The organism is Pseudooceanicola endophyticus (genome assembly GCF_018760365.1).
GTDB classification, from domain to species: domain Bacteria; phylum Pseudomonadota; class Alphaproteobacteria; order Rhodobacterales; family Rhodobacteraceae; genus Pseudooceanicola; species Pseudooceanicola endophyticus.
The window spans coordinates 168250-182966 of sequence record NZ_JAHIAB010000002.1; the positions used below are offsets into that span (position 1 = coordinate 168250).

Annotated in this window: 13 protein-coding genes; 9 read left to right on the forward strand and 4 right to left on the reverse strand. The window is 69.1% G+C overall.

The window, feature by feature from the left end:
• The first annotated feature begins 3 nt into the window (after nucleotides 1-3).
• The gene (gene fdhD / locus KM176_RS04370) at nucleotides 4-816 is read left to right on the forward strand and encodes a formate dehydrogenase accessory sulfurtransferase FdhD (protein ID WP_160895391.1); all 813 of its coding nucleotides are present in this window, start codon (nucleotides 4-6) and stop codon (nucleotides 814-816) included.
• Nucleotides 806-1036, forward strand: a complete 231-nt coding sequence (locus KM176_RS04375) for a formate dehydrogenase subunit delta (protein ID WP_160895392.1) — start codon at nucleotides 806-808, stop codon at nucleotides 1034-1036. The genes fdhD and KM176_RS04375 overlap by 11 nt, the downstream gene beginning before the upstream one ends.
• Before the next feature lie 105 nt (nucleotides 1037-1141).
• Here the strand turns inward: KM176_RS04375 and KM176_RS04380 are convergent, their stop codons facing one another.
• Nucleotides 1142-3178, reverse strand: a complete 2037-nt coding sequence (locus KM176_RS04380; RefSeq protein WP_160895393.1) for an NADH:flavin oxidoreductase — start codon at nucleotides 3176-3178, stop codon at nucleotides 1142-1144.
• 314 nt (nucleotides 3179-3492) lie between these two features.
• Between KM176_RS04380 and KM176_RS04385 the strand changes: the two genes are divergently transcribed.
• The 7 genes from KM176_RS04385 (at nucleotide 3493) to KM176_RS04415 (ending at nucleotide 10930) form a co-directional block, all read left to right on the forward strand.
• Nucleotides 3493-4755 (forward strand): imelysin family protein, encoded by a 1263-nt coding sequence (locus KM176_RS04385; protein ID WP_160895394.1) that lies wholly within the window; start codon nucleotides 3493-3495, stop codon nucleotides 4753-4755.
• Between the two features lie 85 nt (nucleotides 4756-4840).
• Entirely contained in the window at nucleotides 4841-5116 is a 276-nt protein-coding gene (locus KM176_RS04390) for a (2Fe-2S)-binding protein (protein WP_160895451.1), read from the forward strand.
• A 157-nt stretch (nucleotides 5117-5273) separates the two neighbouring features.
• Entirely contained in the window at nucleotides 5274-5759 is a 486-nt protein-coding gene (gene bfr, locus KM176_RS04395) for a bacterioferritin (RefSeq protein ID WP_160895395.1), read from the forward strand.
• A 123-nt stretch (nucleotides 5760-5882) separates the two neighbouring features.
• On the forward strand, nucleotides 5883-7442 hold the full coding sequence (locus KM176_RS04400; protein ID WP_160895452.1) for a di-heme oxidoreductase family protein: 1560 nt from the start codon (nucleotides 5883-5885) through the stop codon (nucleotides 7440-7442).
• Nucleotides 7442-8431, forward strand: coding sequence for an imelysin family protein (locus KM176_RS04405; RefSeq protein WP_160895396.1), 990 nt, complete (start codon nucleotides 7442-7444; stop codon nucleotides 8429-8431). The genes KM176_RS04400 and KM176_RS04405 overlap by 1 nt, the downstream gene beginning before the upstream one ends.
• Nucleotides 8432-8442: 11 nt before the next feature.
• Nucleotides 8443-9519 carry a DUF1513 domain-containing protein gene (locus KM176_RS04410; protein WP_160895397.1) on the forward strand — a complete coding sequence of 359 codons (1077 nt, stop codon included), beginning with the start codon at nucleotides 8443-8445 and terminating at the stop codon, nucleotides 9517-9519.
• A gap of 184 nt (nucleotides 9520-9703) precedes the next feature.
• On the forward strand, nucleotides 9704-10930 hold the full coding sequence (locus KM176_RS04415) for a M24 family metallopeptidase (protein ID WP_160895398.1): 1227 nt from the start codon (nucleotides 9704-9706) through the stop codon (nucleotides 10928-10930).
• Nucleotides 10931-10940: 10 nt separating this feature from the next.
• Here the strand turns inward: KM176_RS04415 and KM176_RS04420 are convergent, their stop codons facing one another.
• The 3 genes from KM176_RS04420 to KM176_RS04430 all read right to left on the reverse strand — a co-directional run bounded on the left by KM176_RS04420 (nucleotide 10941) and on the right by KM176_RS04430 (nucleotide 14685).
• Nucleotides 10941-11570, reverse strand: a complete 630-nt coding sequence (locus tag KM176_RS04420) for a TetR/AcrR family transcriptional regulator (protein WP_160895399.1) — start codon at nucleotides 11568-11570, stop codon at nucleotides 10941-10943.
• Between the two features lie 198 nt (nucleotides 11571-11768).
• Nucleotides 11769-12743 (reverse strand): NAD(P)H-dependent flavin oxidoreductase, encoded by a 975-nt coding sequence (locus KM176_RS04425; RefSeq protein WP_160895400.1) that lies wholly within the window; start codon nucleotides 12741-12743, stop codon nucleotides 11769-11771.
• 205 nt (nucleotides 12744-12948) lie between these two features.
• Nucleotides 12949-14685 (reverse strand): hydantoinase B/oxoprolinase family protein, encoded by a 1737-nt coding sequence (locus tag KM176_RS04430; RefSeq protein ID WP_160895401.1) that lies wholly within the window; start codon nucleotides 14683-14685, stop codon nucleotides 12949-12951.
• Nucleotides 14686-14717 lie beyond the last annotated feature (32 nt).

The following is a 14717-nucleotide window of genomic DNA, read 5'->3' on the forward strand; positions in this document are numbered from 1 at the left end:
AAGATGGTGAAAGCGGTTCAGAGCCTTTCGGGATGGGCGGTGCGCGATGCGCTGCACGAGGTCACCCGGAGCCTTCCGGAGGAATGGCCGGTGGCGCTGGTCTATGACGGCGCGACCCAGGCGGTGATGATGTGCTCTCCGCAGGACCTGGAGGATTTCGCGCTGGGCTTCTCGCTCAGCGAGGGGATCATCGCGGGGCCGCAGGATGTGCGCGACCTCGAGATCGTCGAGCATGAGGCGGGTTCGGAAGCGCGGTTCTGGCTGGAGGCGGGGCGCGGCAATGCGCTGAAGACCCGGCGGCGGGCGATGGCGGGGCCGGTGGGCTGCGGCCTGTGTGGCATCGACAGCCTGACAGAGGCCAGCCGGGCGCTGCCGGTGCTGAGCGGCGGTCCGGTCTTTGACGCCGGGGAGATCGCGGCGGGGGCGGCGGCGCTGCGCGGCTGCCAGCCGCTGCATGACCAGACCCGGGCCGTCCATGCGGCGGGCTTCCTGGTGCCGGGCGACGGGCTGGTGATGGCGCGCGAGGACGTGGGGCGGCACAATGCGCTCGACAAGCTGATCGGGGCGCTGGCGCGGGCGGGGACAGACCCGGCCTCGGGGGCCTTCGTGATGACCAGCCGGCTTTCGGTCGAGCTGGTGCAGAAGGCGGCCTTCGCGGGCTGCCGGATGATCGTCGCGGTCTCGGCGCCGACGGCCCATGCGGTGCGCCAGGGCCAGGCGGCGGGGATCACCCTGGCGGGTTTCGCCCGCGATGGCGGCTTCGATCTCTACACCCATCCCGAACGGGTCCGCAGCGGAGGCGCCGATGTCGCCTGACACCCGGTCCAGCGAGAAGCTCGTGATCATGGCGAACCAGATCGCCGGCTTCTTTCGCGCCCAGCCCGGGACGGACCAGGCGGAGCGCGTCGCCGCGCATCTGAACGATTTCTGGGATCCCGGGATGCGGGCGCAGTTCCTGGCTCTGGCCGAGGCGGGGGCGGCCTTCGATCCGCTGGTACGCGCGGCCGTGCCCTTCGTGCGGCGCCCGCTGGACTGAGGGGGCGTGCCCCTGGACCGGGGGCGGTCCGGCTGCGGGCCGGGCAGGACCGTATTTGGGGAAAGATGAAAGGGGCGCCGTCGGGGCTGCCCCTTTGCCGTTCGCTCAGGCCAGGCGGGTGAGGCGCAGGGCGTCGTAGATCGCCGCGTGGATGTTGCGCGAAGCCACCGCATCGCCGATCCGGGCCAGGTCGAAGCCGGCTTCGGGGCGATGGGCGGGGAAGGGTGCGCGCCCGTCGATCAGGGCCTGCTGGTCGATCTCTCCGCCGTTGCGCGACATCGGCTTCAGCTCGAAGTAAAGCTCGTCGAGCGGGCGGGTGCCGTTGTTGACCACCACGTGGTCGAAGCGGCGCTCTTCGGTCAGGGCCGAGTAATCGGTGCCGATCCGGGCGGTCAGCCCGTTGCCGGCGCGCACCAGCGCCAGCAGGCGGCGCGCGATGGTGAAGGTCACCCGGTGGCCCTGAAGGCTGCGCATGTAGGGCGTCAGGTTCATGCCCATCACCTCGGGGACGACGGTGCGGTCGGGGCTCATCAGCTCCACCTCGGCGCCGCGGGTGGCGAGGATCTCGGCGGTCTGGATGCCGGCATGATCGCCCGCCTCGTCATAGACCAGGATGCGCCCCTCTGGGCGGGCCTCGCCCGAGAGCACGTCCCAGGGCGAGAGCGCCAGATGACCGCCGGGCCCGGCCAGATCGGTCGAGGGCAGCCCGCCGGTGGCGATGATCACCAGGTCGGGAGAGAGGGCGGTGATGTCCTCGGCCTCGGCCCAGGTGTTGAAGCGGAACTGCACGCCGGCCTCGGTGCAGCGCTCTGTGCGCCAGTCGATGATGCCCAGAAGTTCGCTCCGGCGCTTGTCCTGGGCGGCGAGGCGGACCTGGCCGCCGGGCTGGTCGGCGACCTCGAAGACGGTGACCGCATGGCCGCGGGCGGCGGCGACGCGGGCGGCTTCGAGGCCCGCCGGGCCGGCGCCGACCACCACCACCTGTTTCGCGGTTTCGGCGGCGGCGATGGCATGGGGCTGCGAAAGCTCCCGGCCCGTGGAGGGGTTGTGAATGCACAGCGCCGCGCCGCCGGCATAGATCCGGTCGAGGCAGTAGGTGGCGCCGACGCAGGGGCGGATGCTGTGTTCCTGACCGCTGGCGATCTTATTGACGATATGGGGATCGGCCATGTGGGCGCGGGTCATGCCCACCATGTCCAGCAACCCCTCAGAGACCGCGTGGCGGGCGGTGGCGACATCCTGGATCTTGGCGGCATGGAAGGTGGGCAGGCCGACCTCGGCGCGGATGCGGCCGGCGAAATCCAGATGCGGGGCCGAGCGCATGCCCTGCACCGGGATCACGTCGGTCAGCGCGGCATCGGTGTCGATGCGGCCGCGGATCACGTTCAGGAAATCCACGAGGCCCCGGTCGCGCAGGGTCTTCGCGATGGTCAGCCCGTCGTCTTCGCTGATGCCGCCGGGCTGTTGGTCATCGGCGGTGAAGCGGATGCCGACCAGAAAGTTGGGGCCGGTGCGATCGCGGATCGCCTGAAGCACCTCGGCGGGAAAGCGCATCCGGGCGGCCAGGTCACCGCCATAGGGGGCGTCAAGATGGTTCAGGTGCCCCGACCAGAAGGCGTCCAGCAGATGGCCGTAGGCCTCAAGCTCGATCCCGTCGAGGCCGGCCTGCTGCATCCGCTCTGCCGCATCGGCATAGTCGCGGATCACCCGGGCAAAGTCGAAATCCTCCATCACCTTGGGGAAGGCGCGGTGGGCGGGTTCGCGGGCCGGGCCCGGCGCCAGGGTGGGCAGCCAGTCACCGGTGTCCCAGCGGGTGCGCCAGCCCAGGTGCGTGAGCTGGATCATCACCGCGCAGCCATGGTCGTGGCATGCGTCGCTCAGCGCCTTCATCCAGGGCACCACCTCGTCCTTCCAGGCGGTGACGTTGTTGAACGCCGCCGGGCTGTCGCGCGACACGATGGCCGATCCGGCGGTCATCGTCAGCGCCAGCCCGCCCTTTGCCCGTTCGACATGATAGGCGCGGTAACGCTCTTTCGGCAGGCCGTCCTCGGGGTAGGCGGGTTCGTGGCTGGAGGTCATCAGCCGGTTCTTCAGCGTCAGGTGCTTCAGCTGGAAGGGTTGCAGGAGGGGATCGGCAGACATGGCGTCCTCTTCGCGGTCGGGTCCTGGCGCGCAGCAGATACCGAGGCGGGGCAGCCTGCCAAGAGGCTGCGGTGACCCCACGTCGCTTCCCGCGCGCAGGATGTCGCAAAGCGGAAACGGCCCGGTTTCGCGGCTGCGGCAATTTGCCTGTGATTTGGGCAATGCACGCCTGGGGTGATCTGCAATGGATGAGAGAAACACTCGGGATTGACGTAACCGAGTAATTCAGTCAGAAATGCGGACAACCAGACCGGCACGGGGCGGAACAGGAGGCTCCCGCCGGTGTGCCCAGTTTCTCCGGGAGGACCGACCGCATGATCCGACGACTGACAGCCGCTGCCACGCTTGGCGCCCTGGCTGCCGTGCCCGCCCAGGCGCAGGACAAGACAGAGGTGCTTGGCACCTATGCCGATATCGCGCTGGCGGCCTATGGCGACAGCCTGAGCACCGCGACGCGGTTGCAGGACGCCGTGTCGGCGCTGATCGCGCAGCCCTCGGCCGAGACGCTGGAGGCCGCGAAGGCCGCCTGGCTGGCCGCCCGCGTGCCCTACCAGCAGACCGAGGCCTTCCGCTTCGGCAATCCGATCGTCGATGACTGGGAAGGCAAGGTGAATGCCTGGCCGCTGGACGAGGGGCTGATCGACTACGTGGATCCCTCCTACGGCGGGCAGAGCGACGAGAACCGCTATGCGGTGCTGAATGTCATCGCCACCCCCAGCTTCACCCTGTCGGGGCAGCAGGTGGATGCGGCGCAGATCACCCCGGCGCTGCTGTCGGACACGCTTCAGGAGGCCGACAGCGTCGAGGCCAATGTGGCGACCGGCTATCATGCCATCGAATTCCTGCTTTGGGGGCAGGACCTGAACGGCACCGCGCCCGGCGCCGGCAACCGCCCCTGGACGGATTACGCCGCCGGGGAGGCCTGCACCCATGGCAATTGCGACCGGCGCGGCGCCTACCTGGCAGCGGCGAGCGCGCTTCTGGTCTCGGATCTGGAGTGGATGACGGCGCAGTGGCAGGGCGATGGTGCGGCGCGCACGGCGCTGCTGGACAATCCCGATGCCGGGATCATCGCCATGCTGACCGGCATGGGCAGCCTTTCCTACGGGGAACAGGCGGGCGAGCGGATGAAGCTGGGCGTGCTGCTGAACGATCCCGAGGAAGAGCATGACTGCTTCTCGGACAACACCCACAACAGCCATTTCTACGACGGGCTGGGCATCCGCAACGTCTACCTCGGGCGTTATGTCGGCGTTGACGGCACGGTGACCAGCGGGCCCGCGCTGTCCGATCTGGTGGCCGCCGCCGATCCGCAGGTCGATGCGGCGCTGCGCGGCCAGCTGGATGCCACCATGGCCCGCCTGACCGAGCTCAAGGTCGCCGCCGAAGGGGGCCTGTCCTACGACATGATGCTGGCCCGCGGCAATGACCGGGGCGAAGCGCTGATCATGAACGCGGTCGATGCGCTGGTCACTCAGACCCGGGGCATCGAACGCGCCGTCGCCGCCCTCAACCTTGAGCAGATCGGCTTCGAAGGATCCGACAGCCTCGACAACCCCAACGCCGTCTTCGAATGACCTGACGGACGGGCCCTCCCACAGGGTGCGGGCGGGTCCGGCCCCCCGCAGCCCGGCTCTGAACGACCCGGAAAGGATGAACACCATGATGGTCTGCCACTGCATGTCGATCACCGACCGCGACATTCATGCCGCGATCGACTGGATGCGCTCTGCCGACCCCGAGACGATCATCACCCCCGGCAAGATCTACCGCGCCCTGGGCAAGAAGGCCGACTGCGGCGGCTGCCTGCCGCTGTTCATGGATACCATGTGCAAGTCTTCGAACTTCGAAGTGCCCGATACCCTGCGCAACCTGCGCCGCCGCCGCGGTTTCGAGGCCGCCGACGGCACCTCCCAGCGGGTCGGCGCCCGCCTCTGATCCCCCGGTCGGGTGTTACCCCGCCGCCGGGTCGCGACGATTTCGCGTCCCCTTCGGGTCCTTTTGTCTTGCGAACCCCTCTGCCTTTCGGGGTAGTCTCCCCGCACCGAAAGTCGCGCGGGGACGCCCCCCGCGCATCTCGACAAGGAGAGAACGGATGAAAGGCGACGCGAAGGTCATCGAATACCTTAACGCAGCCCTGCGCAGCGAACTGACCGCGGTCAGCCAGTACTGGCTGCACTACCGGCTTCAGGAAGACTGGGGTTTTGGCAAGATCGCCAAGAAATCGCGCGAGGAAAGCATCGAGGAGATGCACCACGCCGACAAGCTGATCCAGCGGATCATCTTCCTGGAAGGCCATCCGAACCTGCAGAAGCTCGACGCGCTGCGCATCGGGGAAAACCTGAAGGAAACCCTGGAAGCCGACCTGGCCGCCGAAAAGGACGCCTGGGCGCTTTACAAGGAAGCCCGCGAATATTGCACCCAGATCGGCGACTATATCTCGAAGGACCTCTTCGATGAGCTGCTGGCCGACGAGGAAGGCCATATCGACTTCCTCGAAACCCAGTTGGATCTGCACGACAACATCGGCGCGCAGAACTATGGCATGTTGAACGCTTCCTCCGCCGACGAGGCCGAGTAAGCCGCTCGCCTCCGCGTCCCGGTGCGCCGGGACGCGGACACGCCGGACGTGTAAATTCCGATTGATTTGCTTGGGTATTTCGGGCACCTCCCTTGGGGGAAGGAGATCCCCCGACAGATGCCCATGACGCCCCCCGCCAAGCCGATCCTGACCCTGCTGCGCCTGGGCGCCTGCGCCGTTGCGCTGGCCGGCCCCGCCGCGGCCACGGACCTGGCCGAGCCGCTCGACAACATCCTGCCCCGCGACAAGGACGAGGCCGCCCGGGTGGCCATGGTGACGCGACCGACGCAGGATTTCTCGGCCCCCGAGAAATTCGAGCAGAACCCGGCGGGCGCCGCCACCACGCGGGCGCGCAGCGACGCCGATGCCTTCTCGCAAAGCTCGGGCAACATGACCTTCGAGCGCGAGCTGGACTTCAAGGTCGGCAATGGCCTGTTCAAGAAGATCTGGGTTTCTGCGCCGTCCTCGACGCTGGCCAGCGACGGGCTGGGCCCGCTTTACAATGCCCGGGCCTGCCAGCGCTGCCACCTGAAGGACGGGCGCGGCCATCCGCCCGAACCGGGTGCCCCCGACAACGTGTCGATCTTCCTGCGCATCTCGGTGCCCGCCCATGGCGGCGCGCCGCTTTCCGATATCGAGGCCTTCCTGCAATCGCGCGGCGAGACGCCGGCGCGCACCCGGCCCGATCCGGTCTACGGCGGGCAGCTACAGGACTTTTCGCTGCCGGGGCTGCCGGCGGAATACCGTCTGGGTGTCACCTGGCAAGAGGTCGAGGTGCCGATGAACGGGGAAACCGCCCATCTGCGCCGCCCCGACTGGGAGGCCCTGGAACTGGGCTATGGGCCGCTGGCCGATGGCGCGATGCTGAGCCCGCGCGTGGCGCCGCAGATGATCGGCCTGGGCCTGCTGGAGGCGATCCCGACCGAGGACATCCTGGCCCATGCCGATCCCGAGGATCGCGACGGCGACGGCATCTCGGGGCGGGCGCAGATCGTGTGGTCCTTCGAGAAGGGCGCGCCGATGCTGGGTCGTTTCGGCTGGAAGGCCGGCGCCCCTTCGGTGCGCGAGCAATCGGCGGCGGCCTTCGCGGGCGACATTGGCATTTCCACCCCGATCTTCCGCGCGCCCTCGGGCGATTGCACCACGGCGCAGGCGCTCTGCATTGCCGCGCCCGACGGCAGCGACCCCGACACCGGCGCCGAGATCGACGCCACCGGCCTGGACCTGGTGACCTTCTACAGCCGCAACCTGGCGGTGCCGGAACGCCGCTACGTCGATGCCCAGGACGTGCTGCGCGGCAAGCGGATCTTCTCGGAGGCGAACTGCACCGGCTGCCACGTGCCGAAATTCGTCACCAACCGGCTGGATGGCCAGCCGGAACAAAGCTTTCAGCTGATCTGGCCCTATACCGACCTTCTGCTGCACGACATGGGCGAGGGGCTGGCCGACAACCGCCCCGAGGGGCGCGCCTCGGGCACTGAATGGAAGACCCCGCCGCTCTGGGGGATCGGGCTGACGCCGCAGGTCAACGGCCACAGCTACTACCTGCACGACGGGCGCGCGCGCTCGCTGCTGGAGGCGGTGCTCTGGCATGGCGGAGAGGCGGCCGCCGCCCGGGATCATGTCGTGGCCCTTGAACCCGAAGACCGCGCCGCCCTGATTGCCTTCCTGGAGAGCCTCTGATGATCAAAGCCCTGCCCATCGCCGCCCTCTGCCTGTTGCCGCTGGGCGCCGCCGCCGGTGTCCCCGAGGTGATCGCGCGCGACATCCTGCCCGGCACCGCCGGCTTCGCCGAAGCCACGCAGGCGCTGTCCGAGGCCTCGGACCGGGACTGTACCATGCCCGCCATGGCCGCCCCCTACGGCGCCGCCTTCGATGCCTGGCTGGCCATTGCCCATCTGCGCTTTGGCCCGCTGGAAGAGGCCGGGCGCGACCGCGCCATCGCCTTCTGGCCCGATGCCAAGGGGTTCACGCCGCGGATGCTGACGGGGCTGATCGCCGATCAGGATCCTGTGGTCGCAACGCCCGAGGGCTTTGCCGAGGTCTCGGTCGCCGCGCGGGGCCTCTTCGCGCTGGAGCGGATGCTGTATGATCCTCAGTTCGCCTATGGCCCCGACAGCTACGGCTGCGCGCTGACCCGGGCGATTTCCCACGATCTGGCCCGCATGGCCGGGGCCATCGATACGGAATGGCGCGACAGCCAGGCCGGGCTGATGCGCGACGCCGGCGCGCCCGGCAATACCGCCTACCTGTCGCCGGACGAGGCCGCCCGCCAGCTTTACACCGCGCTCCTCTCGGGGCTGGAATTCAATGCCGATGGTCGTCTGGGCCGCCCGCTGGGCAGTTTCGACGATCCCCGCCCCGAACGCGCCGAGGCCCGCCGATCCGAGCGGTCGCGCCGCAATCTGGTGCTGTCGCTGCAGGCGCTCCATGGGCTGGCGCGCGATCTGGCCGGGGCCGACATTCCGCTGACGGATGCGGCCTTCGAAAGTGCCATCGCCCGCGCCGAGGCCCTGGAGGATCCGTCCTTCGCGGATGCCGCCGATCCTTCCGGCCGCCTCAAGATCGAGATCGTGCAGCAGCGCGTTCAGGCCGTGCGCCGCGCCGTGGAGGGCGAGATCGGCCCGATCCTGGGCGTTGGTGCCGGGTTCAATTCCGCCGACGGAGACTGAGGAGACCGCCGATGACCACCTCCCGCCGTGCCTTCATGGCCTCGCTTGCCGCCTCTCTGGCCGTGCCGCGCCTCAGCTGGGCCGATGCCGGCAGCCCCGCCTATCTGGCGGCGGCACGCGAACCGGATGGGGGCTATGCGCTGTTCGGGCTGAGTGCGACGGGGCAGGACCTGTTCCGCGTGCCGCTGCCCGGGCGCGGCCATGCCGGTGCCGCCCATCCCGATCGCCCCGAGGCCGTGGCCTTCGCCCGCCGTCCCGGCACCTTCGGGCTGGTGATCGACTGCGTCAGCGGACAGGTGGACAAGGTGCTGCAAAGCCCGCCGGGACGGCATTTCATGGGTCATGGCACCTTCCTTGCGGGCGGCGACATCCTGGTCACGCCCGAGAATGAATACGAGACCCCCTCGGGCGTGCTGGGCCTGTGGTCGCGCCGCCAGGGCTACCGCCGGATCGGAGAGATCCCGACCCACGGCATCGGCCCGCACGAGGTGCTGCAGATCTCCGAAAACGTTCTGGTGGTCGCCAATGGCGGCATCCGGACCCATCCGGCGCAGGGCCGCGACAAGCTGAACCTGCCGACCATGCGGCCCAGCCTTGCCTATGTCGATCTGGACGGGCGCCTGCTGGATCAGGTCGTTCTGGCGCCCGAGCTGCACCACAATTCGATCCGCCATCTTTCGCTGGGGCAGGGCGGCCAGGTCGCCTTCGCCATGCAATGGGAGGGCGACGTGATGGAGAGCGTGCCGCTTCTGGGGCTGCACCGGCTGGGTCAGGGCGCCCCGCTTCTGGCGCAGGCCGATCTGGCCGAACAGCTGGCAATGAAGGGCTATGCCGGTTCCGTCGCCTTCTCGGGCGATGGCCGCCGCGTCGCCATCACCTCGCCCCGGGGTGGGCGGCTGCATGTCTTCGATGCCGCCGGAGGGTTCCTGGAAAGCCACCGGCGCGGCGATATCTGCGGTCTGGCGCGGGCGCCGGGCGGGTTCTTCGCCACCGACGGGCAGGGTGGTGTCTGGCAGGCGGGGCGGGGCGGTTTCGTGCCGCAGGCGGGGGCGGATCGCAACTGGGACAATCACGTCGTCGCCCTCTAGCGCGCGAATCCGTTGATCGTCCCGCCGCCCCGCGCTAACCGAAAGAGGAGGGCCGCGCGACGATGGCGTCGATCGCATGAACCGGCCCCCGCGCCCGCTGGGGCGCGCCTGCTGTCCTGCACGCCCGGACGTCATGCCGGGGGCTGACGTTCCGCTTCCCGGCTTCGGACGAGGAAGACCGATCATGACGACACTGGACCCCGCACGGGCCGCCCGGCCCGAGACCTTCACCAGCCACAACGGCGCCAAGGCCCCGCTGCCCTTCAGCCCCGCCGAATATGCCCGCCGCCTTGCCGCCCTGCGCGCCCTGATGGCGGAACGCGACATTCCCGCGGTCCTGCTGACCTCGATGCACAACATCGCCTATTACAGCGGGTTTCTCTACTGTTCCTTCGGGCGCAGCTATGCCTGCGTGGTGACGCAGACGGCCTGCACCACGGTTTCGGCCAATATCGACGCCGGCCAGCCCTGGCGCCGCTCGCAGGGCGAAAACGTCATCTACACCGACTGGCGGCGCGACAACTTCTGGCGCGCGGTCGAAGGCCTGGTGGGCCGCCCGGGGCGGATCGGGGTCGAGGGTGATCACCTGACCCTGGCGCAGCGCGGCAAGCTGGCGGAGTTCCTGGGCGATCCCGAGATCCCCGACATCGCCCCCGCCGTCATGGCGCTGCGGATGCTGAAATCCCCCGAGGAGATCGCGCTGATCACCGAAGGGGCGCGCATCGCCGATCTGGGCGGCGCGGCGATCCGCGACGCCATCCGCCCCGCCACCCGAGAGATCGACGTCGCCATGGCAGGCCGCAACGCGATGGAGCTTGAGATCGCCCGCGCCCACCCCCAGAGCGAGCTGCGCGACACCTGGGTCTGGTTCCAGTCGGGGCTGAACACCGACGGGGCGCACAACCCCGTCACCACCCGCGCGCTGGCGCCGGGCGACATCCTGTCGCTGAACTGCTTTCCGATGATCTCGGGCTATTACACGGCGCTGGAGCGCACGCTGTTCCTGGGCGAACCCGATGCGGCATCGCTGCGGATCTGGCAGGCCAATGTCGCCACCCATGAGCTGGGCCTGTCGCTGATCCGCCCCGGCATCTCCTGCGCGCAGATCTGCGACGAGCTGAACCGCTTCCTGGCGCAGGAGGGGCTGCTGCAGTATCGCTCCTTCGGCTATGGCCACAGCTTCGGCATCCTCAGCCATTACTACGGGCGCGAGGCCGGGCTGGAGCTGCGCGAGGATATCGACACGGTGCTGGAACCGGGCATGGTCGTCTCGATGGAGCCGATGCTCTGGATCCCCGAGGGTCTTCCGGGCGCCGGTGGCTACCGCGAACATGACATCCTCGTGGTGACGCCGGAGGGCGCCCGCAACATCACGGGCTTCCCCTTCGGTCCGCAGGCCAATATCCTCTGAAACGCCGGTCTCAGCCCGCCATCTTGCCGGCGGCGGGCTGGGCCAGGCCGAACAGCACGGTCTCCATCAGGCTGCGTGCCACCACCGGGATCTCGGCCTCCGAGAATTCCTGGTCATAGGCAATCACCCAGTTGACCGCGCCGGTCAGGAACCAGGACAGCGCATGTGGGTCCATCCGGCGCAGGCTGCCCTCGTCCATGGCGCGCCCCAGCAGGGCGCCCAGGTACGCTTCCAGGGCCTGCTTGCGGGTCTCCAGCTGCTGCTGCATTCGTTGCGGCAGGGCGCGCAGGTTCTGGGGCGACAGGAAGCAGCCGGCCTCGGTGGCGGCGCATTCCATGAACTGCTCGAAGAAATGGCAGAAGCGTTCATAGGCGCTGCCGCCGCGTTTCTCCGCGCTTTGCCGGGCGGTCTCGCCGCAGGCCAGCGTCAGCGAAAGGCATTCGTAAAGCAGCTCTTCCTTGTTGCGGAAGTAGTAGTAAAGCGCGGTCTTGGTCACGCCGATCCGCTCGGCGATCTCGTCGAGCGAGGCGGCATGATAACCGCGTTCGTTGAACAGGCGGGCAGCGACACGCAGCGCGGCGCGGCGTTTCTGCTCCCGCATTTCCTCTCTCGAGGCGACGGCACCGTTCCAGTTGGCCATGGCGTCCTCTCTTTCTGCAAGGGGGCAGACAGCCCCCGGTTGCAAATAGAACCCTGTCCCCGCGGCCAAGGTTCCGGACCCGCCGGACAGCAGGCGAAGCCACGCCGATGTGACTGCCGTTCCCGGGCGCTTCATCTTTCCGAAAATATGCCGGGGGAGGCGGCCGCAGGCCGACGGGGGCAGAGCCCCCGCGCGCGCTCAGTCGGCGCTGACACCGGCCAGCGCCGCCAGCCGCGCCTGGGCGCCGCGGAACTCCGCTTCCAGCCGCGCGACCACCTCGGCGGCGGGCCGGATCTGCTTGACGGCGCCAATGCCCTGGCCCGAGCCCCAGATATCGGCCCAGGTCCGGGGCTTGTCGCTGCCGAAATCCATCGCGCCCCGGTCCAGCAGTGCCGGATCCAGGCCGGCCCGCAGCACCGAGGGACGCAGGTAATTGCCCATCACCCCGGTGAAGGCATCCGAGGACAGGATGTCCTCGGCGCCGCAGTCCAGGATCATCCGCTTGTAGCTCTCCTCGGCGCGGGCCTCCTCGGTGGCGATGAAGACCGAGCCGGCATAGCCCCCGTCCGCCCCGAGCGCGAGCGCCGCCAGCAGGCTTTCCCCGCGCGCAATGGCGCCCGACAGGAACAGCGGTCCGTCGAACCAGTCCCGGATCTCGCGGATCAGCGCGAAAGGGTTCTGGGCGCCGGCATGGCCGCCGGCTCCGGCCGCGACCGCGATCAGCCCGTCGGCGCCCTTGTCGATGGCCTTGTGCGCGAAGCGGTCGGTGGTCACGTCATGCAGCACGATGCCGCCCGCCGCATGGGCCGCCTCGTTGACCTCCGCCCGCGCCCCGAGCGAGGTGATCCAGACCGGCACCTCGTGACGGGCGCAGATCTCCACGTCGCGCTCCAGCCGGGTGTTGGAACGATGGACGATTTGGTTCACCGCGAAGGGGGCGGCCGGATGGTCCGGGTTGGCCTGGTTGTGCCGGTCGAGCTCTTCGCGAATGCGGGTCAGCCAGCGGTCGAGCGCGACAGGCTCGCCCGGCGCCTCGCGGGCATTGAGAGCGGGGAAGGCTCCGACGATGCCGGCCTTGCACTGGGCGATGACCAGCTCGGGGCCGGAGACGAGAAACAGCGGGCTGCCGATCAGCGGCAGTCGGAGATGGCTCAGGACGGCGGGCAGGGCCATGGCGGTCTCCTTGCGTTGACGTCGGGGAGATGTGCCATTTTTGCGCGCCGAAGTCATCCGCTTCGTTGCGTCAGAGGGAGCTGGGGGCTCTGCCCCCGTCTCCTGCGGAGACTCCCCCGGGATATTTTCGGCCAGATGATGAAGAGCGCCTGCTCCCTGTCATCTGGCCATAAATATCCCCGCCGGAGGCACCTTTTCTGAGGGTTCACCCTTGGCGGAGCTGCCGGGTCTTCGCGTCATCCGCTGTGCCGTCGGCAGCGAGGGCCACGCCGAAGAGATGGCGTGCCTCGTCGGTGGAGTAGCGTCCGAGGCGGACATCTTCGGCCACCGCTTCGGGTGGGCGCGCGAGGGGATCGCCGTAGCCACCGCCGCCGGGGGTGCGGACGTGGACGATGTCTCCGGGGGCCAGCGGGATGTCCTGCTCCTTCGAGAGATGGTCGGGGATGTGCACCGTGTCGCCGCGCCGGACGCGGACCTGGTTTGGCGCACCGTCGCGGCCGCCGAGGGCGCCGAGCGGGCCGTCACGGCCATGGTCCATCACGAAGCTGGCGCGTGCCGCGCCGCGCCGAAGCTGCAGCGCGTAGTCGAGGCCGAAGCCGCCGCGGTGGCGGCCGGCGCCGCCCGAGCCTTCGTGCAGCGCATAGTGCAGGTAGAGGACCGGGAAGCGGGCCTCCATGATCTCGACCGGGGGGGCCTTGGAGATGCCGATGGTCGAGCAGCCGTTGGCCAGCCCGTCGTGATCGGCATTGCCGCCGTAGCCGCCGCCCGAGAGCTGGTACATCACGTAATCGGCGTCGGTTTCGGGATCATGGCCGCCGAGGGCGAAGTTGCCCGAGGTGCCCGCCGGGGCCGCCGTGACGCGCGCGGGCAGGGCCGGGGCGAGGGCCGCGAAGACGGCTTCGGCGATGCGCTGGCTGACCTCGGCGGCGCAGCCCGAGACGGGGCGGGGGTAGTGCGCATCAAGGAAGGTGCCTTCGATCCCGGTGATGTCCAGCGGCTCGAAGGCGCCGGCGGAGATCGGCACCTCGGGGAAGATGTGGCGCATGGCGAGGTAGACCGACGACAGCGTCGTCGCGCGGACCGAGTTCATCGGGCCCGTGCAGGGCGCCGAGGAGCCGGTGAAATCGAAGCGGAGCCGGTCGCCGGTGCGGGTGACGGCCAGGCGGATTTCCAGCGGAGCATTGACCACGCCGTCGCTGTCGATCCAGGCGGAGGCGCCGTGGCGGCCTTCGGGGATTTCCGAGAGGAAGGCGCGCATCTGGGTGGCGGAGCGGGCGTGCAGTTCCGCGATGGCCTGTTCGACCGTATCGTCTCCGTAGCGGTCGAGTAGCTGGTCGAGCCGCGCGGCGCCGGTCTTCAGCGCGGCAGACTGGGCCTGTACATCGCCGATGCGCTGATCGGCGACGCGGATGTTGGAGCAGATGATCTGCCAGATTTCCTGATCCAGCACGCCCTTCTTGAAGAGCTTCACCGGCGGCAGGCGCAGGCCCTCCTGTTCGACGGAGGTCGCGGAGGCCGAGAAGCCGCCGGGCACCGCGCCGCCGGTATCGGGCCAGTGCCCGGTGTTGGAGAGCCAGCAGAACAGCTTGTCGCCCCGGTAGTAGGGCCGCGCAAAGCGCACGTCCATCAGGTGGGTGCCGCCCAGGTAGGGATCGTTGACGATGTAGATGTCGTCGGGTTCCGGCGCGGCGGTGATCCCGGAGTTGATCCGTTCGATCAGCTGGCGGGTGCTGTCCTGCATGGTGCCGACGAAGACCGGAAGACCTTGGGCGCCCTGTGCGATCAGCGCGCCGTCACTGGCCGCATAGATGCCGTCGGAGCGGTCGTTGGCCTCGGCGATGACGGGCGAGAAGGCGGCGCGGGAAAAGGCCAGGTCCATCTCGTCGCAGACCTGCTGGAGACCGGCCTGGATGACCGAGAGGGTAATGGGATCAAGGCTCATGCGGGGGTCTCCCGGTGGAGGGGGTGGCATGC

What these genes read in the sequence shown, in the direction of transcription:
- fdhD (WP_160895391.1), top strand. Translation starts at nt 4, where the DNA reads ATGGTGAAAGCGGTTCAGAGCCTTTCGGGATGGGCGGTGCGCGATGCG.
- KM176_RS04375 (WP_160895392.1), top strand. Translation starts at nt 806, where the DNA reads ATGTCGCCTGACACCCGGTCCAGCGAGAAGCTCGTGATCATGGCGAAC.
- KM176_RS04380 (WP_160895393.1), bottom strand. Translation starts at nt 3,178, where the DNA reads ATGTCTGCCGATCCCCTCCTGCAACCCTTCCAGCTGAAGCACCTGACG.
- KM176_RS04385 (WP_160895394.1), top strand. Translation starts at nt 3,493, where the DNA reads ATGATCCGACGACTGACAGCCGCTGCCACGCTTGGCGCCCTGGCTGCC.
- KM176_RS04390 (WP_160895451.1), top strand. Translation starts at nt 4,841, where the DNA reads ATGATGGTCTGCCACTGCATGTCGATCACCGACCGCGACATTCATGCC.
- bfr (WP_160895395.1), top strand. Translation starts at nt 5,274, where the DNA reads ATGAAAGGCGACGCGAAGGTCATCGAATACCTTAACGCAGCCCTGCGC.
- KM176_RS04400 (WP_160895452.1), top strand. Translation starts at nt 5,883, where the DNA reads ATGACGCCCCCCGCCAAGCCGATCCTGACCCTGCTGCGCCTGGGCGCC.
- KM176_RS04405 (WP_160895396.1), top strand. Translation starts at nt 7,442, where the DNA reads ATGATCAAAGCCCTGCCCATCGCCGCCCTCTGCCTGTTGCCGCTGGGC.
- KM176_RS04410 (WP_160895397.1), top strand. Translation starts at nt 8,443, where the DNA reads ATGACCACCTCCCGCCGTGCCTTCATGGCCTCGCTTGCCGCCTCTCTG.
- KM176_RS04415 (WP_160895398.1), top strand. Translation starts at nt 9,704, where the DNA reads ATGACGACACTGGACCCCGCACGGGCCGCCCGGCCCGAGACCTTCACC.
- KM176_RS04420 (WP_160895399.1), bottom strand. Translation starts at nt 11,570, where the DNA reads ATGGCCAACTGGAACGGTGCCGTCGCCTCGAGAGAGGAAATGCGGGAG.
- KM176_RS04425 (WP_160895400.1), bottom strand. Translation starts at nt 12,743, where the DNA reads ATGGCCCTGCCCGCCGTCCTGAGCCATCTCCGACTGCCGCTGATCGGC.
- KM176_RS04430 (WP_160895401.1), bottom strand. Translation starts at nt 14,685, where the DNA reads ATGAGCCTTGATCCCATTACCCTCTCGGTCATCCAGGCCGGTCTCCAG.